The organism is Nitrospirota bacterium (assembly GCA_016212185.1).
Lineage (GTDB): Bacteria > Nitrospirota > Thermodesulfovibrionia > UBA6902 > DSMQ01 > JACRGX01.
Genome location: JACRGX010000057.1, coordinates 11,918 through 36,582, shown reverse-complemented (window position 1 = coordinate 36,582; position 24,665 = coordinate 11,918). Strand labels below are relative to the sequence as shown.

Genomic DNA, 24,665 nt, shown 5'->3' with positions numbered 1-24,665 from the left:
TGGGATAATTATTTTATTGAAATCGCAAAGGTGGTTTCTTCACGGTCCACCTGCCTGAGGAGAAAATACGGGGCCGTCATTGTCAAGGACCATGTGATAATAAGCACCGGCTATAACGGCTCTCCACGGGGCATGCTTAACTGCATTGACACCCAAAAGTGCAAGAGAAAAGAGCTTAATATCCCGTCGGGCGAAAGATATGAGCTTTGCGAGGCGGTCCATGCCGAGCAGAATGCGATTATTAACGGAAGTCCCGAACGGATGAGGGATGCCGTTATTTATATCGCGGGATTTGAAGAAAAGGCCGAAGACGGCAGACCAAAAGAATTTGCAGACGGCACTCCCTGCCTGCTGTGCAGCAGGATGATTAAAAACGCATGGATAGCAGAGATAGTCTATCTGAAAAAAGATGGAAAATTCGTAAGGGTAAACGCCATTAACTCATCCCCTGAAAAAGCCCCCTAAGACAGAAAGTCATTATCTGTGACGCAAATCACATCTTAAGTCAAGTTCCTGACGGTAAAATTATATGGAATTAAAAGGGGAATAAATAATATAATATAATTTACTTAACCATATGAAAAAGCTCCGGAATCTGACAACATTATATTTTATTGGATTTGGACTGTTAGCCGTTATTATTGTAATTGCTGTCATCTCTTTTAATCATATTTACTCAAGCACAGAGTATATATTTAAGCTTACACAATCAGTTCTTACAAAACATCCCAACTTGTCAGACTCCGAATCTGCCGGGCTCAGTGCAGCGCTCACTGAGATTGGCTCCATACGTACAAAGGCATATATTTTCTTTGCATCAGCCCTGCTTTTATCCTCTATCGGGATTTTTCTTTTTGTTTATATATACAGGAAAAATATCGTAGAGCCGTTACACCAGATTAATTTAGCAACAAAAAAAATAGCTCAGGGACAGTTTGAAACACTTCCCGTAACAGGCAGTACGGAAATAGGACTGCTGGCGGAAAATTTCAATTCCATGAGCCGTGCATTGAGGGATAAAATAGAGGAAATTGAAAACACCCTCATAAGAGAGCAAAAAGTTGTAAGAAGGCTTAATATCCTGAATGAATTCATCGGTTCTCTCATTTTTAAACTGGAGTTTAACGACGTTTTGTCAACTTTAATAAACGACAGTAAAACACTTATAAAGGCGGGGTTCAGCGCTATTGCCCTGATTGACCGGCACAGCCGTGAGATTTCCCATTTTCATTCATCAATGCCTGATAAGGCTGATGATTTACACCGCATGGCAGGCAGTCTTATTAAGGATTTCCTGAACAAGGGAATACCTCTACGGTGCAGTGACACTTCAAAAGACAAATGTTTCGGAGATTTCACATCAGACGGCCTGCAGATCAAAAATCTTCTGGTTGTGCCTATCATGATAGAAGGGGAAATGCGCGGGGCGCTTTTACTCGGCAATAAAGTCAATGCCGATGAGTTTACGGCTGAAGATGAAGATACCGCCTTAATGTTTACTTTTCAGGCGGCCATAGCTATTGACAGGGCTATTTTTCACGGGAAGGTCGTACTCCTTGCAAGAACAGACGGTCTTACAGGGCTGAACAACCACAGGACCTTCCATGAGATACTGGATGTTGAAATCAAAAGGGCCAAGCGCTACAACAGGCCTCTATCGCTGTTATTGATAGACCTTGATAATTTTAAAAATTTTAATGACGCCTATGGACATCAGGCAGGAGACTCTGTACTTAAAAAAGTTGCGGAAATCCTTAATAAGAACCTGCGTAGTATTGACTCTGCGGCCCGCTACGGCGGAGAAGAGTTCACGGTAATTCTCCCTGAAACTTCGCTTGACGATGCGGTTGCAATTGCAGAAAGAATACGCGATGAAACCTGCCAGTACTTTTCTACATGCAAAGATGACAGCAGCAAAGTTTCCGTAACTGTCAGCATAGGGGCCTCAATGTTCCCCGACGACTCCGTGGATAAAGACGGCCTGATAAAGGCCGCTGACGACGCCCTGTATATGACCAAAAAAATGGGGAAAAACAAGGTCATTACCTATCAGCAGTATAAAGCCGCAGGCATGAAATAAAACAAAAAACATGTCATTCCGTTCCGATGTTTCGGGAATGTGGAATCCAGATGTCGTCCCCCGATTAAATCAGGGAAATCAGAACCTAAGAATACTGGCTTCCTGCTTTCGCAGGAATGACAGAAAAAAACTAATACCTATAATGCTCTGCCTTGTACGGACCTTCTACGGAGACTCCGATATAATCCGCTTGAGCCTTGGTCAGTTTTGTCAGCTTGACCCCTATTTTCTCAAGGTGCAGGCGCGCGACCTCTTCGTCCAACTGCTTGGAAAGCCTGTATACCTTCTTTTCGTATATATCCCTGTTCTTCCATAAGTCAAGCTGGGCCAGTGTCTGGTTTGTGAAACTGTTGGACATTACAAATGAGGGGTGTCCGGTGGCACAGCCGAGATTTACCAGCCTGCCTTCCGCAAGTATGAATATGGCATGTTCGTCAGGAAACACATATTTATCAACCTGCGGCTTGATGTTGATTTTTTTAATGCCCTTATAGGCATTCAGCTTGTCCATCTGTATTTCATTATCAAAATGACCGATATTGCAGACAATCGCCTGATCCTTCATCTGAGCCATATGATCAATTGTTATAATGTCCCTGTTGCCGGTTGACGTGACATAAATATCACCTTTTCCAAGTGTGTCTTCAACAGTGGTCACTTCATAACCTTCCATAGCAGCCTGAAGTGCGCAAATCGGGTCTATTTCAGTAATTATCACCCTGGCCCCGAACTCCTTCAAAGACTTTGCAGAGCCCTTGCCCACATCTCCATAGCCGCAGACAACCGCCACCTTTCCGGCAAGCATTACATCTGTTGCCCTTTTTATGCCGTCTGCCAGCGACTCCCTGCATCCGTAAAGGTTGTCAAACTTTGACTTTGTAACAGAGTCATTCACATTTATGGCTGGAACCAGTAATGTTCCGCTTTTCATCATTTCATATAGTCTGTGGACCCCGGTTGTTGTCTCTTCACTAACGCCTTTCCATTCTTTTACTACGTTATGCCACCATTTATTATCTTCCTTCAACTGGGCTTTTAAGAGGTTATTAATAATCTGAAGCTCCCTGTTATCCGTTTTTACATCAAGTATGGATGAATTGTTCTCAGCCTCATACCCGCGGTGAATGAGCAAAGTGGCATCGCCTCCATCGTCAACGACTAACTGGGGGCCCATGCCTCCCGGAAAGGTTAATGCCTCTAATGTGCACCACCAGTATTCTTCAAGCGTTTCGCCTTTCCAGGCAAAAACCGGAAGGCCTGCCTTTGCAATTGCCGCTGCTGCGTGGTCCTGTGTTGAAAAAATATTACAGCTGGCCCATCTGACATTTGCCCCTAACTCAACAAGGGTCTCAATGAGGACTGCAGTCTGAATGGTCATATGCAATGAGCCTGAGATCCTGACTCCATTGAGCGGCTTGGATTTTCTGTATTTCTCCCTGACTGCCATGAGCCCGGGCATTTCTTTCTCTGCTATCTCAATCTCTTTTCTTCCCCACTCAGCCAGGCTGATATCAGCAACTTTATAATCAACTGCGCTTTTTTTAAGTGTTGCGGTAGTCATATCGTTAGCTCCTTATTCAATTACTTTATAGCCTTCTTCAGCTTCTCTGCCATGTCTGTCTTTTCCCATGTGAATTCAGGCAGGTTTCTGCCAAAATGGCCGTATGCAGCAGTCTTTTTGAAAATCGGCCTTCTTAAATTAAGCTTCTTTATGATTGCGGCAGGCGTTAAATCAAAAGTCTTTCTCACGAGTTTTTCAATCTCGCTGTCAGGGATTTTACCTGTATTTGACGTATTTACAAGTATTGAAACAGGCTCCGGAACGCCTATTGCATATGCAATCTGAAGCTCTGCCCTGTCGGCAATTCCAGCGGCAACAATATTTTTTGCCACATATCTTGCCATGTATGCGGCCGACCTGTCCACCTTTGACGGGTCTTTCCCTGAAAAACAGCCTCCGCCGTGGCTTCCTACGCCGCCGTAACTGTCAACTATTATCTTTCTCCCGGTCAGTCCCGTATCACCCATCGGCCCTCCGACTACAAAACGTCCGGTAGGATTGATATGATAGGTAATATGTTCTTCATCAAGCAGTGACTTAGGAAGTACGGGTTTTACAACCTTCTCAATTATGTCTTCTTTCATATCCCGTAATGTTATATCGGGGCTGTGCTGTGAAGATACAACTACAGTGTCAATTCTATAGGGTTTCCCCTCTCTGTATTCTATGGTAACCTGGCTTTTCCCGTCAGGCCTTAAATATCCGAGGATGTCTTTTTTCCTGACTTCAGAGAGCCTCATGGCAAGCTTGTGCGCAAGCATTATCGGCATGGGCATCAGTTCAGGTGTCTCATTACACGCAAATCCAAACATAAGACCCTGATCCCCTGCGCCGCCAGTATCAACACCCATGGCAATATCAGGCGACTGCTCATGAATGGATGTAATAACCGCGCAGGTTTCATAATCAAATCCGTATTTTGCCCTTGTGTACCCGATGTCTTTAATAGTTTCCCTTATTATTGACGGGATATCGGCATAGCAGTTGGTTGTAATCTCCCCTGCGACAAATGCAAGGCCGGTTGTAAGCATTGTCTCACATGCAACCCTTGCCTTAGGGTCTTCTGCTATTATTGTGTCAAGAATTGCATCGGAGATTTGATCTGCGATTTTATCCGGATGCCCTTCGGTTACAGATTCAGACGTAAACAGGTAATTCCTTTTTTTCATTGTTTTGCCCTCCCGGAGAGTATTGTCTTTAATTTTAACAGTTTTTATGGTTATCTTGTCAATATAAATATTATTAAGTTATAGTAAAAGGCATTCTTATTTTCTGAATGACAAACCCATGCTTGAGCATATAATTGTTAAAGGCGCAAGGGTTCATAACCTGAAAAATATATCCCTGAATATCCCGCGCGATAAGTTTATTGTCATTACCGGGCCGTCGGGTTCCGGCAAGTCCTCGCTTGCATTTGACACTATTTATGCAGAAGGGCAAAGACGCTATGTAGAAAGCCTTTCCGCTTATGCAAGACAATTTCTGGAACAGCTCCAGAAGCCGGATGTAGATTCTATTGAGGGGCTTTCTCCGTCCATTGCAATTGAACAAAAGACAACTACTAAAAATCCGCGTTCAACCGTCGGCACGATTACGGAAATTTATGACTATCTGAGGGTTGTCTACACAAGGATAAGCGACATAACCTGCTATAAGTGCGGCAGCCCCATAACATCACAGGACATACAGCAGATTATTGAGTCTGTAACTGCCATGCCTGAGGGCACACGCATCCAGATACTCTCACCGGTCGTAGCAGGCAGAAAGGGAGAATATAAAAAAGAGCTCCACGAAATAAGGCAGAAAGGTTTTATCAGGGCCAGAATAGACGGAGAAATGACAGACATCACAAGAGAAATCAAATTAAACAAACATAAACGGCATAACATTGATATTGTCATTGACAGGCTGATAATAAAAGCCGGCATTGAAAGACGGCTCACAGAGGCCATTAAACTGGCCCTTAAATTCACTGCAACAGTTATAATAAATCTTGCGGAAAACAAAAAAGACCTGCTCTTCAGCCGTAAGTTAGCCTGCCCCGTGTGCGGCATCAGTTACCCTGAAATAAGTCCGAGGTTCTTCTCTTTTAACAGCCCTTACGGCGCATGTCCGAAATGCAATGGCATCGGGTTTGAGGGCTTAACAGATGAAGAAGAAGGCGCCTTTAATTCCACAATAAAACAGTGCTCTTCATGCAGCGGTTCAAGACTCAGAAAAGAGGCCTCGGGCATAAAGGTCGGCGGGCTTACCATCAGCGAGCTTTCACGCAAATCAATAAAAGATGCGGTCAAGTTCTTCTACCGCCTTGAACTCAAAGAAAAAAAATACTTAATCGTCTCAAAGGTCTTAAAGGAAATAAAAGAACGGCTGACATTTCTGGACCGGGTCGGACTCAGCTACCTTACTCTTGACAGGCCTGCCTCCACCCTCTCTGGCGGCGAAGGGCAGAGGATAAGGCTTGCCACACAAATCGGATCCTCCCTGACAGGCGTCCTCTACATACTTGATGAGCCGAGTATCGGACTGCATCATAGAGACTGCGGAAAACTGCTTGAAAGTCTTTGCGCACTGAGGGATATGGGTAATACGGTAATAGTTGTAGAACACGACGAAGAAACAATTAGGAGGGCCAATCATATTATAGACATGGGACCGGGAGCAGGCATAAACGGAGGCTATGTTGTGGCCGAAGGCAGCCTGTGTGAAATTATGGAACATAAAGAATCCCTTACAGGCGCTTATCTTTCAGGCAATATTACAATACCAACACCCGTAAAAAGGAGAACGCCCTGCGGCTTTATTACGATACTCGGGGCAAGAGAATTTAACCTGAAAAATATTGATGTAAAAATCCCGATGGGAGTTCTTGCATGCGTAACAGGTATTTCCGGCTCAGGTAAAAGCACTCTTGTATTTGAAATCCTGTACAAGGCGCTTATGCAAAAATTGTACGGCAGGGCAAATGACAGGCAAGCGCCCGGCAGGCATGCCGGATTAAAAGGCGCTGAAAACATTGACCGGGTAATTAATGTTGATCAGTCTCCGCTGGGCAGAACGCCCCGTTCAAACCCTGCAACATATACCGGCATATTTACCGTCATAAGAGACCTCTATTCAAAAATCCCTGAGTCAAGGGTCAGGGGATATGGGCCCGGGCGCTTTAGCTTCAATGTCCACGGAGGCAGATGCGAGGCATGCGGCGGAGACGGGCTCGTTAAGGTTGCCATGCATTTTCTGCCTGATATTTATGTGCCCTGCGATCTGTGTAAAGGCAAAAGATATAACAAGGAAACCCTTGAAATAATGTATAAAGGCAAAAATATTTCAGACGTCCTTGAAATGACCGTCACACAAGCGCTTGAATTCTTCTGCTCAATCCCCCTGCTCAGGAACAAGCTTCTTACACTTGAAAATGTCGGGCTCGGCTACATTCAGTTAGGGCAGTCTGCGACTACGTTGTCAGGCGGTGAGGCGCAGAGGGTAAAGCTTTCAAGGGAATTAAGCAAAAGGGCCCCGAGCAAAACAATTTACATCCTTGACGAACCGACAACCGGACTGCACTTTGTGGATATCCAGAGGCTGCTGGATGTATTAAACAGCCTTGTTGATGCGGGCAACAGCGTTCTGGTCATTGAGCACAACATGGAAATTTTAAAATGCGCAGACTATATCATTGATCTGGGTCCCGAAGGCGGTGATGAAGGCGGCAGGGTAGTTGCAGCAGGAACGCCTGAAGACGTGGCGCTGAATCCCAACTCGTACACAGGCGCCGCTCTGAAAAAAAAGTTTTCTCAAAGAGAGGCGGCGTGAGAAAAGCAAAATTCCAAATTCCAAATTCCAAATTCCAAATTTTCCGTTCACTGTTCACTATTCACCGTTCACTGATTACTATTCACTGTTTACTATTCACTGTTTACTGTTTACTGTTTTTCTCCGGTTGCGCAGGACAGGATAAAACCTACAAAGAGAATATGGTAATCATGGATACCGTCTGCACAATCACTGCTGTAAGTGCATCGGAAAAAGATGCCAAAAAGGCAGTGGATGCGGGGTTTGCTGAAATTAAAAAGCTTGAGGCGCTCCTTAATTTCTTCTCGGATGACAGCGAAATCTCCGCCGTTAATAAGGCTGCAGGATACAAGGCTGTCAAGGTAAGCGTTGAAACGCTGGATATTATAAAAAAGGCGCTGATGGTTTCAGACGGCACAAACGGCGCATTTGACCCTGCCATAGGACCGCTGACAAAACTCTGGGGATTTTCCGGCAAGGGCGCTGCCGGTATCCCGCAGGATGATAAAATAAAAAACATCCTCCCTCTGATTGATTACAAAAAAATCATAATAAACAACTCCCTGTCAGAAGTATTTTTGCAAAAAAAAGGCATGGCAATTGACCTTGGGGCAATTGCAAAGGGCTATGCCGCTGACATGGCAATTGAAGCAATTAAGGCGGCAGGCATCAAGGCAGCGCTCGTGTCAATCGCAGGCGATATAAAAGGGTTCGGCATTAAGCCCGATGGAAAGCCGTGGCGGGTCGGAATACAGGATCCAAGGGCAGATGGAATATTTGCAGCTATTGACCTTCAGGACAAAGCAATATCAACTTCCGGCGACTACCAGAGATATTTTGTAAAAGACGGCAGACGCTATCATCACATCATTGACCCTAAAACCGGCTTTCCTGCATCAAACTCCATCAGTGTTTCAGTCATAGCGGATAATGGATACGCCGCTGACAGTTTTTCTACAGGGGCATTTGTACTCGGGCCTGAAAAGGGGATTAAACTCCTTGAATCAATGGGCTTAAGCGGCATAATAGTTGATGCCGGCAAAAAAATGCACATTACAAAAGATCTGATTGGAAAGATTACAATTGAAAAACCTCTTTAAAGATTTATGGACAGTTTTTTCCCGTACTGCCACCATCATGGATAAGCTCATATTCCTGCTGCTGATTATTCTTACCGTCATCAGTTTTCCGCTTGCAAAAAAATTCATCCATCCCGGCAATCTTGTCAAAATCGCCTCTGACAACAAGATTGCTTATGTCCTTCCTTTGGATGAGGCAGAGACCGTAACCGTAAAAGGCGCTGCCGGAGACAGCGTAATTGAAATAAAAAACAGGAAAGTGCGCATGAAAGAGTCGCCCTGTCCCAATAAGCTGTGCGTCCGTCAGGGCTGGATAGAAAGCGGCGCCATAGTCTGCGTTCCAAACAGGGTAGTCGTAACAATCAGCAACGATGAAAATAACGGACAATACGATGCAGTATCCCGGTGAACAAACAGTTCAAGATTGTTTAACATGGTTCAAAAAAGACAAAGGCGTTCAAATAGTTTAAGATGGTTCAAAATTAAACGGTTTAAACAATGTTGAACAGTTTTTTTATTTTGAACGATTTGAACAATGTTAAACGATTTGAACTATATCTATCTCTGAATTAACAATGACAAAACGCACAGACAATTTCCACATCGCCCTTCTTTCCGCCTATGCGGTGGGGCTTCACGGCATTGAGGCATTAATCCCGACACCAGTTCCATGGCTGAGAATCGGGCTTGCCAATATAATAACCCTTACAACCCTCCTGCTTTACGGATTCAGGGCAGGAATGACAGTTACGCTTATCAGAATTTTCCTTGGGAGCTTCCTGCGCGGCACTTTCTTAGGCCCGGCATTTGTCCTGAGCCTTGGAGGCGGGGTATCAAGCACAATTATAATGTGGCTTGCACACATTTTATTCAAAAGACTTCTAAGCCCCATCGGGTTAAGTCTTTTGGGAGCAGTAACCCACAATATTGCCCAGCTCTTTCTGGCATATCTTTTTTTTGTGAGAAGACCTGAGGCAATTATCATTATAAGTCCGGTAATTCTCCTCCTCGGCACAATAACAGGGGTGTTTAACGGCATGATTACGGGACTGATAATGAAGCGTGTAACAGAATCAGGCCGGCAAAAAACAGCGGATTTTTAAGGTTGCCGAAAACTTCTCTCCTTAGGTATACTTATTCAACTAAAGTAGTTAGTAGCTGGTAGTTAGTAGTAAAGGGGAAAATAAGTTTTTCCCAATTCTTTAGCTACTTGCTACTTACTACTTGCTGCTATTTTTTAGCGGGGGATTAACATGCCTCTTTTTGGAGAACTCTTTGTAAGCGAAATATTAAAAAAACCCGTTCTGGACCCGAGAGGCGATGACCTCGGCAGGGTTAAAGACGTGCTGGTTATCAAGGGCGAACCCCTGCCGCGTATATCCGCCATTATCATTGAGAAAAAAAAGGCTCAATACCTTTTAAAATGGGATTCCCTGAGCATTTTCAACAAGCGCATAATATCGGCAAAAATTTATGCGGACAAACTTGAAGTGTATTCCCCCTCGGCAGACGACCTTTTAATCGTAAGGGATATCTTTGACAAACAGATAGTGGATGCAAACGGCGCAAAGGTCGTAAGGGTCAACGACGTAAAGCTTGAAGGGCTTAACGGAGACGCATGTCTTATTGCGGTTGATGTCGGCATGAGGGGGATACTGAGAAGACTCGGCGTAGAGCGCAACGGAGAAAATCTGGTGCAGGTCTTCGGCAAAACGCTCACATACAATCTGATAAGCTGGAATTACATCCAGCCCCTTGAGCCGAGACTCACAACCATTTCACTCACTATCCCCAGGCAGATGCTTTCAGAGCTTCACCCTTCTGATATTGCGGAAATTATCAGCCAGGTATCCCATAAAGAAGGCGTCATACTGTTTGAGGGCCTGGACCCTGACGCCGCAGCCGAAGCGCTCCATGAACTAAGGCCTGACATGCAGGCGGCCATAATTGACAAGATGGACTCGGAGCATGCATCAGAGATTATTGAGAGGATGCCGGCAGATGAGGCGGCAGACGTCATCTCAGACCTCCCCACGGAAAAGGCGCAGGAGCTTCTGGGCATGATTGAAAGGGAGGAGGCTGAATCCATCAGCGAGCTTTTAGGGCATGAGGAAGATACTGCAGGCGGATTAATGATAAATGAGTTTATAGCATATCCCCCTGAATTAACTGTTTCAGAGGCGATTGAGAGATTCAGAAAAGATGCCGGTGAACTGGAAGAGGCTTATTATATTTATGTGGCTGATGCAAAAGAAAAACTGCTCGGCGCAATATCATTAAGGGATCTTATTCTGGCGCCGACCGATGCAAAGCTCTCTGATATAATGCAAGATAAGCTTCAGACGGTAGCCCCTGAAACAGATGAGAAAGTCGTTGCAGGCATAATCTCAAAATATAACCTTCTTGCGCTCCCGGTAGTTGACAAAGACAATGTCATTCTGGGCATGGTGACTGTTGACGATGTCGTGGACCTCCTCCTGCCGCCTGCCTCAAGAAAAAAGCGGAGGAAGGTATGAGCCGCTGGAGAAAACTGCTCATTTTCATATCCATTATCGGACCCGGCATAATAACCGCAAATATTGACAATGACGCCGGGGGCATAACCACATATTCTGTCGCAGGCGCGCGCTTCGGGTACACTCTGCTCTGGACCTTGATACCAACAACCATTGCCCTTATCGTCATACAGGAGATGATCGCAAGAATGGGTGTCATAACAGGGAAAGGGCTGTCTGATTTAATCAGGGAACGGTACGGCGTAAAGGTAACTTTCTTCATGATGATAGTGCTTCTCGTTGCAAACTTCGGCACCACAGTGGCGGAATTTGCAGGCTGGGCCGCAAGCATGGAGGTCTTCGGACTGAGCAAATATATCATGGTCCCGTTAGGCGCTTTTTTAGTCTGGATACTTGTTACAAAGGGCAGCTATAAAATAGTAGAAAGGATTCTGCTGGGCGCTTGCCTGCTTTATTTAGGCTACGTGTTTTCAGGCTTTATGTCAAAACCTGACTGGAGCCTTATCGCCCAAAACACGTTCATACCTTCAATGAAATGGGATACTGAATTTATCATACTTACCATTGCGATAATAGGAACTACCATAACTCCATGGATGCAGTTTTACCTGCAGTCTTCAATAGCCGAAAAGGGAATAAGCAGGGCGCATTATAAAGCATCACGATTTGACGTTATCGTTGGATGCTTTATAACGGATATTATCGCCTTTTTTATTATCATCACATGCGCCACAACACTTTTCCCGCACGGGATAAGAATTACTGAGGCGCATGAGGCGGCGCTGGCTCTAAAACCTTTTGCCGGACAGTATGCCTCAACTCTATTTGCAGTCAGCCTTGCCAATGCATCCATATTAGGAGCCATAGTTGTGCCGCTGGCAACGGCATACTACATATGCGAGGCCATGGGATGGGAAGCCGGTGTGGATAAGACCTTCAAAGACGCCCCTCATTTTATGTGGATCTACACCACTCTTATTGTCATCTCATCACTGCTTGTTTTAATACCAGGAGCGCCCCTGATACTTCTGATGATCTTATCCTCTTTATTAAACGGCCTCCTGCTGCCTTTTGTCCTTATCTTTGCCCTGCGTTTAGTTAATGACAAAAAAATCATGGGTGAATATACTAATAAAAGAAGCCGCAACCTTATATCATGGGGCACAGTGATTGTTATCATAGCTCTGACAGCTACCCTTGCCTTTATGACAGTGACTCCTATGTGGAAGGAGTAAAAATTCAAAAATGGTTAAGACAATAGAATGGGTCAACGGAAAAGTCAGAATGATTGACCAGAGCAAGCTCCCGCTAAAGGTTTCATATGTCATCTGCAAAGATTACCGCAAGGTTGCTGAAGGGATTAAAAAACTCTGGATAAGGGGTGCGCCTGCCATAGGGATAGCTGCTGCAATGGGCGTGGCATTAGGGGCGCAGAAAATAAAGGCAAAGAATTTTGGTGAATTTTTTAAAGCGCTGCAGCCTGTCTTTAAGGATATATTGTCAACAAGACCCACTGCAGTAAACATAGAATGGGCCAACAACAGGATGAAAAACCTGCTCATTGCAAATAAGAATCTTGCTGTTCCACAGCTTAAGGCGCTCTTGGTAAAAGAGGCAAAAAAGATTTTAAAAGAAGATATTGAGATAAACAAGGCAATAGGAAAATGGGGTGAACGGTTCATAAAAAACGGAGACGCTATAATCACGCACTGCAATGCTGGCGCCCTTGCCACAGGAGGTTATGGAACTGCCACCGGACCAATACGCATGGCAGTCCAAAAGGGTAAAAAAATAAAGGTAATTGCCGATGAAACAAGACCGGTGCTTCAGGGAGCGCGCCTTACCGCATGGGAATTAATGAAGGATAAAATTCCCGTGACATTAATCCCGGATAATACAGCCGGCGCTTTAATGCAAAGAGGGGAAATTAATCTCGCCATTGTAGGCACCGACAGGACAGCGCGCAACGGCGATGTGGCAAATAAGATAGGGACCTACCCTCTTGCAGTTCTATGCAAGGAGCACGGCATCCCTTTTTATGTTGCGGCGCCGTTAAGCAGTATTGACTTTTCAATCCCGTCAGGGAAATTTATCCCGATAGAGGAGAGAGATTCAAAAGAAGTCACCAGTGTATTTTCATGCAGAATAGCGCCGCACGGCGTAAAGGCAAGAAATATCGCCTTTGACGTAACACCGGCAAAGTACATAACTGCCATCATCACAGAAAAAGGCGCATTTAAGCCTAAAGATTTATACAAACTGCAAAAAAACAATATCAATCTTGATAAAATAAGGGTGAAACATTGATTGTTAAAACTATGACGGCAGAAGAAGTCTGGAAATATTATCAGAAGGACATAGCGGCAGCAGAGCAAAGAATAAAAGAAACTCTGGGCACTGTCGCCCCTGCGATCTCCATGGTCGGCAGGCACCTGCTTGAAGGCGGCGGAAAGCGCATCAGGCCCCTGCTCGCAATTCTATCCTCCAAAATATCCGGGTATATCGGAGAAAAGAGCAGCATCTTAGCCTGCTGCGCCGAATCAATACATACAGCTTCCCTGCTTCATGACGACGTGGTTGACGGCGCAAATATGAGGCGCGGACAGCCGTCAGCCCATTCCCTCTGGGGAAATCAGATAGCAGTGCTTGTCGGCGATTATCTTTACTCAAATGCGCTGTGGCTTGCCAATTCATTTCAGAGCCAGAAGATTATGGATGCCCTTGCCAATGCCACTGTCAAGATGAGCGAAGGAGAGCTGATACAATTAAGCAAAAAAGGCAGCCCTGACATATCAGAGGAAAATTACATGAATATTATAAAGGGCAAGACAGCCATCCTCATGTCAGCCGCATGCAGGTGCGGCGCTGTTTTAGCTAGTGCCCCGCAGGAAAAAGAAAACGCCCTTGAATTATTTGGATTAAAACTGGGCATGGCATTTCAGATGGCGGATGATATCCTTGATTACATGGCAGAAGAAAAAACGCTCGGCAAAAACTTAGGGAAAGACATAGAGGAAGGCAAAATCACCCTTCCCCTGATATACCTTCTCAGAGAAGCATCGCCTGATGAGGTTGAAAAAGTAAGGACGATAATCAAGGCTGAAGAACTCACAAAAGAAGACCTTTCTTATATCTTAGATTTGTTAAATAAATATAAATCCATTGAGAAGTCCTATGAAAAGGCAAATGCAATACTCAATGAAGCAAAGGCAGAACTTGATATATTTGAAGATTCAATGGAAAAAACTGCCCTGCTTGCAATCTCGGATTATTCATTAAGACGTGAAAAGTGAGCCGTTACGCATCACGAATAACGAATAACGGTATTTAAAATGCATCCTCTTGTAAAACTTGCTAAAAGCACAGTTGAGGCATATGTCAGGGAAGGGAAAATATGCCGTCCGCCTGCTGAGCTTACCCCTGAAATGACTGAAAAGGCAGGCGTCTTTGTATCCATCAAAAAGAGGGGCGAACTGAGGGGCTGTATAGGAACATTCTCTCCTGTTGCTAAAAATGTTGCACATGAAATTATCCAAAATGCAATAAGCGCCGCCACGCAGGACCCGAGATTCCTTCCTGTTGAGCCTTCAGAACTTGATGAACTTCAATACTCGGTTGACGTGCTCACACCGCCTGAAAAAATCAGGGAACCGCAGGAACTTAACCCTAAAAAATACGGCGTGATTGTCAAAAGCGGCAGTCGGAGGGGATTGCTTCTTCCTGACCTTGAAGGCGTAGACACAGTTGAAGAACAGATAAGGATAGCATCGCTTAAAGCAGGCATATCACCCGGGGAAAAAATTGAACTTTACAGGTTTGAGGTGAAGAGGTACAGGTAACTCACTCTCCCGCTACCATAAGATTCCCGCTGGTTACGGTCTGTGTGTCAGCATTGTAAGAAGTAGTGCAGGCTCCCCCAGGCGTAATCACTATTCCCATAGCATCCGGGGCGCCGTCAGTGACTGTTGCCTTAAACGAACACCCATCAATTCCATTGACTTTTCCTGTACCTGTAACCGTTGCAATTCCTCCTGCTGCAGTAACGTCTGTAATTGATGTGCTTATAAAACTAAACACGTTACGGGCATAGTAATAGTTAAGATAACTTGTTGACAGTGATGATGAATTCACACTAAGGGACAACCCGGCCCTGAATAAAGGCACAGGGTAGTTGTAAGCATTGCCTGAAACTGAAATGCCGGGCGTTTCAGGATTGCAATCGTCATCAGTATTGTTATTTGATATCTCAGCCGCACCGGGGTTGATTGTGCCATCATTGTCATTACAGTCTGTTGCTAAACCGTTAGGGCAGGAGGCGCTGCCGGGATTGCCATATCCATCGGCATCTTTATCAGCACAATCAGTTATTTGAGCAGGTGTGGTTGCCTGAGCAGGTGCAGCCGCTTGAACAGGTTTGGTTGCTTTAGCAGAAGTAGTTACTTGAACAGGTGAGTATTTATGACTTATTGTTTCGTCTCCAAGCTGGCCATACCCGTTCCATCCCCACGCCCATATCGTCCCGTCTGATTTTGAAGCTATGGTGTGATCTCTTCCCCCTTCAACAGAGACCCATACATTCTCTGTGCCTATTTGTGCCGGGGTTAATCTCTGAGTTGTTGTACCGCCGGGCTGACCTGAATAGCTCCATCCCCATGCCCATAATGTCCCGTCTGATTTGAGAGCTATACTGTGAAAATATCCTGTTGCAACAGAAACCCAGTTATTATCCGCGCCTATTTGTGCCGGGGTGTTTCTTTTAGTCGTTGTTCCGTCTCCTAATTGACCATAATTGTTGGATCCCCATGCCCATAATGTCCCGTCTGATTTTAAGGCTATGGTGTGATAAAATCCCCCTGTAACAGATATCCATTTATTATCTGCGCCTATCTGTGTCGAAATGTTTCTATTGGTTGTTGTTCCGTCTCCTAATTGGCCCTCGTTATTTTTTCCCCATACCCATAAGGTCCCGTCTGACTTTATGGCTATTGTATAAGAGTCGCCCGCTGTAATTGAGACCCATTTATTATCCGTTCCTATTTGTATCGGGGCAAATCTATTGGTTGTTGTTCCGTCTCCTAATTCACCGTAACTGTTGCTCCCCCATGTCCATAATGTCCCGTCTGACTTTATGGCTGCCGTGTGAGTGCCTCCTGCAGCAATGGAGACCCATTTATTATCTGTGCCTATTTGTGTTGAAGTGGTTCTCTGGGTTGTCGTTCCGTCTCCTAATTGACCGTAGTTGTTTCTTCCCCATGCCCATAAGGTCCCGTCTGACTTTATGGCTAATGTATGATAATATCCTGATACAATCTTCGGAGTAGCGGCTAAGGATTCCGCCGGCAGGGCCGCAAACAGAAAAATAACAGACAGTGAAAGCAGTAAAAAACAGTTTATAAATACGGTCGTCTTCTTCATCTTACCCCCTCGTCAGTGCGAGTTTACATAAACATAAACTCATAATTTCTGTCAAGAAAATTCATTATATTATACATATTATGTGTTATCTCTTCCACTCTCCGCTTTTGCCGCCGCGTTTTTCCATAAGCATGATGTCTGAAATGGCCATCCCCCTGTCCACAGCCTTGCACATATCGTAAATTGTAAGAGCAGCGACTGAAACGGCTGTCAGCGCTTCCATTTCCACTCCTGTTTGTCCTGTGCATTTCACCTTCGCCTCAATGCCGACTCTGTTTTTTTTCTTATCAATATCAAAATCCACGCTGACCGAAGTAATATTGAGCGGGTGACAAAGGGGGATCAGCTCGTGCGTTTTCTTTGCCGCCATTATGCCGGCAAGCCTTGCCGTTTCAAACACATCGCCTTTTGAGATTTTCCTGCCGGTAATAAGTTTAAGCGTTTCTTTTTCCATATAAACAGCGCCCCCTGCAACTGCCTCGCGCACTGTCGCTGGTTTGACGCCTACATCAACCATCTTTGCCCTGCCCTTTTCATCAAAATGACTAAGCTTTTTCATGATTTTTTAAATTTAGGGAATTATAAGATTTTAGCCGCAGATTTACACTGATTTACACAGAAAAAATACAGAAACATCAAAAATATTTTTAAAATCTGTGTTCATCTGTGGCTAATCAATTTCTTTCTATTAGTATATCCTCCAATATCTCAACCGCGTCTTTAATATACCTTGGGCATTTCTCTTTGGCAATCATGACTGCGTTCAGTTAAAGCCCTTGCTGAAAAGTTCTGTTGCTTCTTCGGTTTTATTCATACCGCATATGATAACTTTTCAGGATAAAATTTTCTATTCTCTGAAAAAAGTTCACCACAAAACGCACTTTTGCGCTTTCTGTCATTCCTGCAAAAGCAGGAATCCAGGGTTTCCTGTAAAAACAGAAATCTAATTCCGATGTCTGGATTCCCGCCTACGCGGGAATGACAGCTAATAGAATCAGTAGTTAACGGCAGTTCTTTGTTCTTTCTTTTCACCCATGCTAATATAAACTGCTATGAAACGAGTTGTAATCACAGGCATCGGCGCTGTTACTCCGCTTGGAAACGACATTGAAGCTACGTGGGAAAATTTAAAAAAAGGGCGCTCGGGAATAGGCTTAATAACAAGGTTTGACGCCTCCGGGCTCTCATCCCGAATCGCCGGGGAACTCAAAGGATTTTCACCTGAAAAATATCTTTCAAAAAAAGATATCCTAAGGCTTGATCCGTTCATACATTATGCAATTGCCGCCGCGGTAATGGCGCTGGAAGATGCGGGACTTATACGTCGGGGGTCAGGGGTCAGAGGTCAGGGGTTAGAAAAACAAAATCACTCCTCACTTGCTTCAGCAGGAGTTGTCATCGGCTCAAGCAGGGGGGGGATAAGCACTTTTGAAAAATCTATCATCAGAAGTCAGGTCGGCACGACTCGATTCCGAGAGTCGGGAGTCAGAAAAAAGTTTATCTCCTCACGCCTTACACCTCACATCTTACGTTTTTCCCCATATCTTATGCCTGCAACTGCAATCAGCATGGCCTCATCTTATATCTCCATGCGCTTTGGCATAAAGGGCCCTTCCCTCGGCATATCAACGGCCTGCGCCTCCGGGGCAAACGCCATCGGCGAGGCATTAAGATTAATACAACATGGAGAAATTAATCTATCAATTGCAGGAGGGGCGGAGGCGCCTATTTGCAGATTTGCCGTCGGCGGTTACAGTGCAGCAGGCGCACTCTCAAAAAGAAATAATAACCCTGAAAAAGCAAGCAGGCCTTTTGACAGAGGCAGGGACGGCTTTGTAATTGCAGAAGGCGCGGGAATTCTTGTGCTTGAAGAACTTAATCACGCACTAAAAAGAGGTGCAAATATTTATGCTGAAATTACCGGATACGGGACATCTTCTGATGCGTTTCACATGACAAAGCCTGACGGCAGAGGCGAAGCCTCTGCGATAAAGAAGGCGTTAAACGATGCAAAAATCTCAATAGAAGATGTTGACTATATTAATGCCCATGCCACATCAACAGCGCTCGGGGACAGGGCGGAGATACAGGCAGTAAAAAAAGTCTTTGGCACACATGCCTCCGGTATTCCCATAAGCGCCTGTAAATCCATGCTCGGGCATATGCTTGGAGGTGCGGGCGCGGTTGAGGCTGCAATAACAGCTCTCTCAATCAGCAGGGGAATTATAACGCCGGTTATTAATCTCGAAAATCCGGACCTTGACCGTAATCTTAATTATGTTAAAAAAACGCAAAAGAAGGACTTAAATACCGCTCTCTCAAACTCCTTTGGTTTTGGCGGGGTCAATGCAGTGTTGGTGCTTAGGAAATTTTAAACCACTTCAAAATAATTTCAGCAATAATTTTTACCTTCTCCGATTCCAATTCGGGATAAATCGGAAGCGAGAGGACTTCTTTTGCCGCAGACTCAGTCTCAGGAAAATCACCTTCTTTATACCCCAGATATTTAAAAGCCTCCTGAAGATGAAGGGGCAGCGGATAATAAACAACCGAAGATACATTGTCTGACTTGAGGAAGCTCTGTATTTTATCCCTTTTCGCTGACCTGATTGTATATTGGTGATAGACATGCGTCCTATCGGAAAATTCCTGCGGACACCGGACTGCACTGCCGAGCATTGTCGTATAAAGTTTGGCAACCTCCTGCCTTTTCTGATTATATAAATCTATATGTCTGAATTTTATTCTCAAAATTGCCGCCTGCACTTCATCAAGCCTGCTGTTATAACCGATTGAACGATGCCGGTACGGCGCCACAGTACTGTGATTCCTAAGAAGTTTTACTTTTTCATATATTTCAGGATTATTGGTTATCATCATGCCGCCGTCACCGTAAGCGCCAAGATTTTTGCTCGGATAAAAACTAAAACATCCGGCATCGCCAATGCCGCCTGCCTTAACCCCTTTGTACTTTGCCCCGAATGCCTGGGCGCAGTCCTCAATTACCTTCAGGTTATATTTCTTTGCTAACTGCATTATTTCATCCATGTCAGCAGGCTGTCCGAAAAGATGCACAGGAATAATGGCTTTTGTCCTCGGCGTTATCTTTTTCTCAACACTCAGGGAGTCTATATTAAATGTATCTTTTTTAATATCGGCAAAAACCGGCATGGCTCCTACATAGGCAATTGTCTCGGCAGTTGCAATAAAGGTAAACGGTGTTGTTATCACCTCGTCTCCTTCCTTTATTCCAAGCGCACTTAGACTGAAATGAAGCGCATCCGTGCCTGAGGCAAGGCCAAGCGCATATTTAACACCGTGATATTCAGCTATTTCCCTTTCCAATGCCTCTACATTTGGACCCAAGACAAAATGCCCGCTTTCAAAAATTTCATGGAGAGCTTCCTCTATCTCAAATTTCAAGGACCTGTACTGCGCCCTGAGGTCCAGCATTGGAATTGTCATTTTTTTATCCATTCTTTATTTCTCATTTCTTATTTCTTCAGATATTCTTAATGCCACCTTGAGCGCCTCTTTGCCTTCACGCCCTGAAACTAGAGGTTTTGTCCTGTTTTTCACACATTCAATAAAGGATGCCAATTGCTCCCTAAGCGGCTCCTTATCCTCAGCCTTCATAGTTTCCTGTTCTATTTTATCGTTAAATTTCCTGTAGCGCATAACTTCCCGCGTCTGATAATCAAGACTTAAATAGGCATTATGCTGGAAAACTTTAAGCTGTCTTTTTTTCTCAGGCGCTATCCTGCTTGCCACAACCTCGGCAATACAGCCGCTTTTAAATTCAATCCAGGCATGCGAGACATCAATATTCTCAGTAAGAACCTTTGCGCCCGTTGCCCTCAGGTCAGAAATCTCCGAATCCATAAGGCTGAGTATTATATCAATGTCATGTATCATCAGGTCCAGTGTTACGTCAACGTCAGTGCCCCTTCCCAAAAAAGGGGACAGGCGCTGCGATTCAATAAACTTAGGTTCCTTAATCATGCCGCTTATCAGGGCAACGCCTGAATTAAACCGTTCCAGATGACCGACCTGAAGCACCCGGCCCCTTTTCTCAGCCTCAAAAATAAGCTCCTCAGCCTCTTTCACATCTGATGTTATCGGCTTTTCAAGCAGTATGTCTTTGTTGTTTTTGAGAAAATCCATAGCCACCCGGTAGTGCAGGACTGTCGGCACGGAAATGCTGACCGCATCAACACGGTCCATCATCTCAAGATAATTATCATAAGCCTTGCAGTTATATTTTGACGCCGTCTCCTCAGCCTTTGCAAAATTACTGTCTGCAACTGCCGCAAGCCTCACCCCCTCAATCTGTGAGTATATCCTTGCATGATGAATCCCTATTGAACCGATGCCCACAACGCCAACCTTAAGCATCACCCACTCCGACTACTGCTATATCCGCCTTTTCAGCTTCGTGGATAAATTTTCCCCTGTCAATGATGATGCTTTTTTTAGCCTCAAGCGCAAGCACGCCTGCATGGGCTTTTTTCATTACATGAATGGTATCAATGCCTACTGCAGGGACGTCAAAACGCATATCCTGCTGAGGCTTGCTGACTTTTATAACAACTGCGCCTGCGCCGGCAAGCGCCCCGCCCCTCAGTATTGCCTCATCAGTGCCCTCTATGGCTTCAACTGCCATTACTGCCCTGTCTTTTACAATTATGGTCTGACCTATATCCAGCCTTCCGATTTCTTTGGCAATCTTCCATCCGAATTCCATATCCTTCCATTGTTTTTCATCCGGCTGTTTTTTTGTCAGCACACCTTCAGCAGTGAGAAGATTTTTTGTGAATGCGGTTGTCTTTAACAATTTTATGCCTTCTTTTTCAAGCTCATGGACTATCCCGTTCATGATTGAATCGTCAGAGCGGTCTTTCAGAGAGAAGAGGAGTTTTATGGCCCTGAGGTCAGGCAGGATTCTGCCTTTGTTTTTATAAAGAAGCCCCTTTGGCACCTTGCCTGCCATAACAGCTTCGGTTATATGGAATTTTTTTAAGGAGCTTATTAATTTTCCGAGATGACCTACATTAATCTCAATGAATTCATCTGCAAAATGCCTGAGGGATTCATCGGCAAGAGGCCTTAGGCCGACAGCAACGACTTTGTAATCCATCTTCCTGGCTTCTGAGGCAATTGCCTTGGGCAGGTCCCCTTTTCCGGCAATAAGCCCCAAAATGCGGGGTGCAGCGGTTGGGATTTTGGGGTGGGTAATCCCTAATCCCAAATCCCTAATCCCTCCCTTCAGCGGCATATCCCTCTTTTTTTACCGTTTTCTAAAAATTCAAGCAGGTGTTTTACTTCTTTTGATAATTTTATCTCGGACCGCACCTTGCTTATCGCCTCTTTCATGGTCAATTTGCTGCGGAACAATATATTGTACGCCTGTTTTATGTCCCTGAGCGCTGCTGCGTCAAGACCATGCCGCTTAAGCCCTATTACATTAAGCCCGTAGAGTTTAGCCCTGTTCCCGGATGCTATTGTAAATGGAGGGACGTCCTGAGCCACTGCGCTGTAACCGCCTATCATTGAGTAAGCGCCTATCCTTGAAAACTGATGAATTGCGGCAAGCCCGCCTACAACTACATGGTCTTCCATCAGTACATGCCCTGCAAGCGTTGCAACATTAGCCATTGTTATGGAATTCCCGAGTTTGCAGTCATGGGCAATATGGACATACGCCATTAAAAAATTGTTGTCTCCGATTGCCGTTACTCCATCGCCTTCAACAGAGGCGCGGTGTATAGTGACACACTCCCTGATTATGTTGTTATCGCCTATTTTTACCATAGTCTTCTCACCCTTATATTTAATATCCTGAGGCGGAAGCCCTATTGAAGAAAAAGGATATATTTGACAGTCCCTGCCGACCTCGGTGTCTTCAATAACAACATTGGAGATAAGGGAGGTGTTTTTGCCGAGTTTTACCCCTTTGCCGACAATACAGTATGGACCGATGGTTACCCCGTCTGACAGCTTTGCATCATGGTCAATTATTGCAGTGCTGTGAATTTTAGGTTTTACCATTTTTATAACTCCCGTTCCGAGACCATTGCCGTAAATTCAGCCTCTGATACAAGCTTGCCGTCAACAAACGCCTCGCCTGAAAGTTTCCATACATTATTTCTAACCTGTATTATCTTTATCTCAAATTTAAGCTGGTCTCCGGGGAAAACCGGTTTTCTGAACTTCGCCTTTTCAATACTCATAAAATATACTGAGTTGCCCTTTGCGCCAGAGCGGAAAGCCAGGACACCGGCCACCTGAGCCATCCCCTCAATGATTAAGACGCCGGGCATGATAGGAAAGTTTGGGAAATGTCCCTGAAAAAAAGGCTCGTTTATTGTAACATTTTTGATTCCAACCGCTTTTATACCCGGCTCTAACTCAATGATTCTGTCCACCAGAAGAAACGGGTATCTGTGCGGCAATAAGCTTTGTATCTCACGGATATCCATCATATTAGTTTTCCTCCTCTAAAAAGACACAACAACTCAAAGGACAAAAACACAAAGTTATTTATTGCCCTGCGCCTCTGATCCTCTGATCCTCTGTGCCTTTGAATCTTATTTATTTGCAATTTTATTTTCAAGCTCTCTCAAACGGTTAAGCATCTCAGGCAGTTTTGCATAAATGCTCTGCGCCCTGAGCCAGTCCCTGTGTGGAATTGCAGGGCTTCCTGAGAAAATCTGACCATCCGGGATATCGCCGCCTATGCCGGACTGGGCACCTATCATGACACGGGAGCCGATCTTAACATGATCCCTGATTCCGACTTGCCCTGCAATAATAACGCCGTCGCCAATCTCCACGCTGCCGCCGATAGCCGCCTGCGAAATAATAATGCAGTTCTTTCCGATTTTGACATTATGCCCAACCTGAACAAGATTGTCTATCTTTGTCCCGCTTCCTATTATTGTATTCCCAACCGTGGCCCTGTCAACTGTGACACCTGCGCCAAGCTCCACGTTATCTTCAATTATGACTCCGCCTACCTGAGGTATTTTGTAATGCTCGCCCTTTTCCTGAACATATCCGAAACCGTCAGAACCTATGACTGCACCGGAATGAACAATCACACCACTGCCGATGCTTACCCCTTCTCTAACCGTGACATTCGGATAAAGAACCGTGTCATCACCGATTGATACATTATCTCCGATAAATACATTTGGAAATATTGTCACCCTCTGCCCAATTACGACCTTGCCGCCGATATATGCATAAGGATAGATTGAGACATCTTTGCCGAGGCTCACATCACTGCCGATAATGGCTTTATCACTGACACCAACTGCCTTGAAGGGTTTTTTATAAAAAACCTCCAGTGCCTTTGCAAATATGAGATAGGGGTTTTCAACAATCAGCAGGCTGCCTGAAAACTCACCGTCTTTGATTATTCCTTCTTTAGTTATCAGGGCAGAGGCCTTTGTTGTCTGAACGTCCTTTAAATTTTTCTTGTCGGCAAGGAAGGCTATCTCGCCTTTCCCTGCCTCTTTTAAGCCGGATACACCTGTTATGTCTAATCCTGCATCCCCAATTACTTTGCCGCCTACGAGTTCCGACAGCTTGCGCAGTCTCATTTTTTTGCCTTGTATGACTCATTATACGTCTTGATTACTTTCTCGGTGATATCAAGCTTCTTGGAAAAATGAAGCATATCACGCGCATCAAAAATACCCGTATATCCCTCTTCATCACCGACTTTTTTAATAATTGCCTGCAGGTCTTTGAGTATCCCCTGAGTGTATTCTGATTCTTTCTTTTTAATTTCTTCCTCAGAATCCTGCAAAGTTCTCTGATAATCCCTTTTAAGCTTGGTTACCTGCTCCTCTTTCTCCTTTTTTGCCTCCGGGGTCAGGACAGAGGCTTGTTTCTCCATCTCGGCCTGAAGTTTTTTTAACTCTCCTTCAATATTATCAATAGAAACCTGCCTGGTATTCACCATTTGTTCAAGCGTCCTTTTGGCCTCCAGTCCTTTTATAGATTCATTCAGCGCCTTCATTACATCCACATAGCCAATTTTTACATCAGCGCCCCATGCGGAAACTACAGAAAATGCCAGTATGACTATTGCAGTAAAAGCCGTCTTTTTCATAATATCCCCCTTTTATAATTAGTAATTAGTAAGCAGCAAGTAGTTAGTAGTTAAGAAAAATATTTTAAAAATTTGTTTTTTTGTTTCCCCTGACTACTTACTA

23 protein-coding genes are annotated in these 24,665 nt (G+C 44.7%); 12 read left to right on the top strand and 11 right to left on the bottom strand.

Translation table 11 applies throughout. The features are described from left to right. A partial coding sequence (locus HZA10_06715) for a dCMP deaminase family protein (GenBank protein MBI5195997.1) occupies positions 1-465 on the top strand: 465 nt, incomplete at its 5' end. 112 nt (positions 466-577) lie between these two features. After that, positions 578-2,080 (top strand): diguanylate cyclase, encoded by a 1,503-nt coding sequence (locus tag HZA10_06710; GenBank protein MBI5195996.1) that lies wholly within the window; start codon positions 578-580, stop codon positions 2,078-2,080. Positions 2,081-2,210: 130 nt separating this feature from the next. Here HZA10_06710 and HZA10_06705 read toward each other — a convergent pair whose 3' ends face one another. Together HZA10_06705 and HZA10_06700 are read right to left on the bottom strand one after the other, a co-directional pair. Then, positions 2,211-3,641: an adenosylhomocysteinase gene (locus tag HZA10_06705; GenBank protein MBI5195995.1), complete on the bottom strand. Its 1,431-nt coding sequence runs from the start codon at positions 3,639-3,641 to the stop codon at positions 2,211-2,213. A gap of 20 nt (positions 3,642-3,661) precedes the next feature. Then, positions 3,662-4,810: a methionine adenosyltransferase gene (locus tag HZA10_06700; GenBank protein MBI5195994.1), complete on the bottom strand. Its 1,149-nt coding sequence runs from the start codon at positions 4,808-4,810 to the stop codon at positions 3,662-3,664. A 118-nt stretch (positions 4,811-4,928) separates the two neighbouring features. Here HZA10_06700 and uvrA point away from each other — a divergent pair, with 118 nt between their 5' ends. From uvrA to amrA, 9 genes are all read left to right on the top strand, one after another. Further along, positions 4,929-7,454 (top strand): excinuclease ABC subunit UvrA, encoded by a 2,526-nt coding sequence (gene uvrA / locus HZA10_06695; protein MBI5195993.1) that lies wholly within the window; start codon positions 4,929-4,931, stop codon positions 7,452-7,454. Further along, positions 7,451-8,533, top strand: a complete 1,083-nt coding sequence (locus tag HZA10_06690; GenBank protein ID MBI5195992.1) for an FAD:protein FMN transferase — start codon at positions 7,451-7,453, stop codon at positions 8,531-8,533. Before uvrA ends, HZA10_06690 begins: the two co-directional genes overlap by 4 nt. Positions 8,534-8,570: 37 nt before the next feature. Further along, positions 8,571-8,921, top strand: coding sequence for a NusG domain II-containing protein (locus HZA10_06685; protein ID MBI5195991.1), 351 nt, complete (start codon positions 8,571-8,573; stop codon positions 8,919-8,921). Between the two features lie 166 nt (positions 8,922-9,087). Then, positions 9,088-9,615: a Gx transporter family protein gene (locus tag HZA10_06680; protein MBI5195990.1), complete on the top strand. Its 528-nt coding sequence runs from the start codon at positions 9,088-9,090 to the stop codon at positions 9,613-9,615. A gap of 150 nt (positions 9,616-9,765) precedes the next feature. Next, positions 9,766-11,028: a magnesium transporter gene (locus tag HZA10_06675; GenBank protein MBI5195989.1), complete on the top strand. Its 1,263-nt coding sequence runs from the start codon at positions 9,766-9,768 to the stop codon at positions 11,026-11,028. Further along, the gene (locus HZA10_06670) at positions 11,025-12,263 is read left to right on the top strand and encodes an Nramp family divalent metal transporter (protein ID MBI5195988.1); all 1,239 of its coding nucleotides are present in this window, start codon (positions 11,025-11,027) and stop codon (positions 12,261-12,263) included. Before HZA10_06675 ends, HZA10_06670 begins: the two co-directional genes overlap by 4 nt. A 10-nt stretch (positions 12,264-12,273) precedes the next feature. Further along, positions 12,274-13,335 (top strand): S-methyl-5-thioribose-1-phosphate isomerase, encoded by a 1,062-nt coding sequence (mtnA, locus tag HZA10_06665; protein MBI5195987.1) that lies wholly within the window; start codon positions 12,274-12,276, stop codon positions 13,333-13,335. Beyond that, the gene (locus HZA10_06660) at positions 13,332-14,321 is read left to right on the top strand and encodes a polyprenyl synthetase family protein (GenBank protein ID MBI5195986.1); all 990 of its coding nucleotides are present in this window, start codon (positions 13,332-13,334) and stop codon (positions 14,319-14,321) included. Before mtnA ends, HZA10_06660 begins: the two co-directional genes overlap by 4 nt. A gap of 39 nt (positions 14,322-14,360) precedes the next feature. Next, positions 14,361-14,867: an AmmeMemoRadiSam system protein A gene (gene amrA / locus HZA10_06655; protein MBI5195985.1), complete on the top strand. Its 507-nt coding sequence runs from the start codon at positions 14,361-14,363 to the stop codon at positions 14,865-14,867. 1 nt (position 14,868) lies between these two features. On the opposite strand, the gene HZA10_06650 is transcribed toward amrA, so the two are convergent. Both HZA10_06650 and moaC read right to left on the bottom strand, forming a co-directional pair. Continuing rightward, positions 14,869-16,443 (bottom strand): hypothetical protein, encoded by a 1,575-nt coding sequence (locus HZA10_06650; GenBank protein ID MBI5195984.1) that lies wholly within the window; start codon positions 16,441-16,443, stop codon positions 14,869-14,871. 85 nt (positions 16,444-16,528) lie between these two features. After that, entirely contained in the window at positions 16,529-17,002 is a 474-nt protein-coding gene (moaC, locus tag HZA10_06645; GenBank protein MBI5195983.1) for a cyclic pyranopterin monophosphate synthase MoaC, read from the bottom strand. Positions 17,003-17,495: 493 nt separating this feature from the next. Here moaC and fabF point away from each other — a divergent pair, with 493 nt between their 5' ends. Then, on the top strand, positions 17,496-18,818 hold the full coding sequence (gene fabF / locus HZA10_06640; GenBank protein MBI5195982.1) for a beta-ketoacyl-ACP synthase II: 1,323 nt from the start codon (positions 17,496-17,498) through the stop codon (positions 18,816-18,818). On the opposite strand, the gene HZA10_06635 is transcribed toward fabF, so the two are convergent. From HZA10_06635 to HZA10_06605, 7 genes are all read right to left on the bottom strand, one after another. Continuing rightward, entirely contained in the window at positions 18,805-19,908 is a 1,104-nt protein-coding gene (locus HZA10_06635; protein ID MBI5195981.1) for a DegT/DnrJ/EryC1/StrS family aminotransferase, read from the bottom strand. The two genes, fabF and HZA10_06635, sit on opposite strands and share 14 nt — an antisense overlap. 15 nt (positions 19,909-19,923) lie before the next feature. After that, on the bottom strand, positions 19,924-20,838 hold the full coding sequence (locus HZA10_06630) for a Gfo/Idh/MocA family oxidoreductase (protein MBI5195980.1): 915 nt from the start codon (positions 20,836-20,838) through the stop codon (positions 19,924-19,926). Next, the gene (gene lpxI / locus HZA10_06625; GenBank protein ID MBI5195979.1) at positions 20,831-21,718 is read right to left on the bottom strand and encodes a UDP-2,3-diacylglucosamine diphosphatase LpxI; all 888 of its coding nucleotides are present in this window, start codon (positions 21,716-21,718) and stop codon (positions 20,831-20,833) included. Before lpxI ends, HZA10_06630 begins: the two co-directional genes overlap by 8 nt. Further along, entirely contained in the window at positions 21,709-22,491 is a 783-nt protein-coding gene (gene lpxA / locus HZA10_06620) for an acyl-ACP--UDP-N-acetylglucosamine O-acyltransferase (GenBank protein ID MBI5195978.1), read from the bottom strand. Before lpxA ends, lpxI begins: the two co-directional genes overlap by 10 nt. Before the next feature lie 2 nt (positions 22,492-22,493). Beyond that, positions 22,494-22,925 carry a 3-hydroxyacyl-ACP dehydratase FabZ gene (gene fabZ, locus HZA10_06615; protein MBI5195977.1) on the bottom strand — a complete coding sequence of 144 codons (432 nt, stop codon included), beginning with the start codon at positions 22,923-22,925 and terminating at the stop codon, positions 22,494-22,496. A gap of 105 nt (positions 22,926-23,030) precedes the next feature. After that, a complete protein-coding gene (gene lpxD, locus HZA10_06610) occupies positions 23,031-24,047 on the bottom strand; it encodes a UDP-3-O-(3-hydroxymyristoyl)glucosamine N-acyltransferase (GenBank protein ID MBI5195976.1) in 1,017 nt (338 codons plus the stop codon). Next, positions 24,044-24,562, bottom strand: coding sequence for an OmpH family outer membrane protein (locus HZA10_06605; protein MBI5195975.1), 519 nt, complete (start codon positions 24,560-24,562; stop codon positions 24,044-24,046). The genes lpxD and HZA10_06605 overlap by 4 nt, the downstream gene beginning before the upstream one ends. Between the last annotated feature and the right edge of the window lie 103 nt (positions 24,563-24,665).

Bases quoted from the DNA above. Each gene is read 5' to 3' on its own strand.
- HZA10_06710 (MBI5195996.1), top strand. From the start codon at position 578: ATGAAAAAGCTCCGGAATCTGACAACATTATATTTTATTGGATTTGGA.
- HZA10_06705 (MBI5195995.1), bottom strand. From the start codon at position 3,641: ATGACTACCGCAACACTTAAAAAAAGCGCAGTTGATTATAAAGTTGCT.
- HZA10_06700 (MBI5195994.1), bottom strand. From the start codon at position 4,810: ATGAAAAAAAGGAATTACCTGTTTACGTCTGAATCTGTAACCGAAGGG.
- uvrA (MBI5195993.1), top strand. From the start codon at position 4,929: ATGCTTGAGCATATAATTGTTAAAGGCGCAAGGGTTCATAACCTGAAA.
- HZA10_06685 (MBI5195991.1), top strand. From the start codon at position 8,571: ATGGATAAGCTCATATTCCTGCTGCTGATTATTCTTACCGTCATCAGT.
- HZA10_06680 (MBI5195990.1), top strand. From the start codon at position 9,088: ATGACAAAACGCACAGACAATTTCCACATCGCCCTTCTTTCCGCCTAT.
- HZA10_06675 (MBI5195989.1), top strand. From the start codon at position 9,766: ATGCCTCTTTTTGGAGAACTCTTTGTAAGCGAAATATTAAAAAAACCC.
- HZA10_06670 (MBI5195988.1), top strand. From the start codon at position 11,025: ATGAGCCGCTGGAGAAAACTGCTCATTTTCATATCCATTATCGGACCC.
- mtnA (MBI5195987.1), top strand. From the start codon at position 12,274: ATGGTTAAGACAATAGAATGGGTCAACGGAAAAGTCAGAATGATTGAC.
- amrA (MBI5195985.1), top strand. From the start codon at position 14,361: ATGCATCCTCTTGTAAAACTTGCTAAAAGCACAGTTGAGGCATATGTC.
- HZA10_06650 (MBI5195984.1), bottom strand. From the start codon at position 16,443: ATGAAGAAGACGACCGTATTTATAAACTGTTTTTTACTGCTTTCACTG.
- moaC (MBI5195983.1), bottom strand. From the start codon at position 17,002: ATGAAAAAGCTTAGTCATTTTGATGAAAAGGGCAGGGCAAAGATGGTT.
- fabF (MBI5195982.1), top strand. From the start codon at position 17,496: ATGAAACGAGTTGTAATCACAGGCATCGGCGCTGTTACTCCGCTTGGA.
- HZA10_06635 (MBI5195981.1), bottom strand. From the start codon at position 19,908: ATGACAATTCCAATGCTGGACCTCAGGGCGCAGTACAGGTCCTTGAAA.
- HZA10_06630 (MBI5195980.1), bottom strand. From the start codon at position 20,838: ATGCTTAAGGTTGGCGTTGTGGGCATCGGTTCAATAGGGATTCATCAT.
- lpxI (MBI5195979.1), bottom strand. From the start codon at position 21,718: ATGCCGCTGAAGGGAGGGATTAGGGATTTGGGATTAGGGATTACCCAC.
- lpxA (MBI5195978.1), bottom strand. From the start codon at position 22,491: ATGGTAAAACCTAAAATTCACAGCACTGCAATAATTGACCATGATGCA.
- fabZ (MBI5195977.1), bottom strand. From the start codon at position 22,925: ATGATGGATATCCGTGAGATACAAAGCTTATTGCCGCACAGATACCCG.
- lpxD (MBI5195976.1), bottom strand. From the start codon at position 24,047: ATGAGACTGCGCAAGCTGTCGGAACTCGTAGGCGGCAAAGTAATTGGG.
- HZA10_06605 (MBI5195975.1), bottom strand. From the start codon at position 24,562: ATGAAAAAGACGGCTTTTACTGCAATAGTCATACTGGCATTTTCTGTA.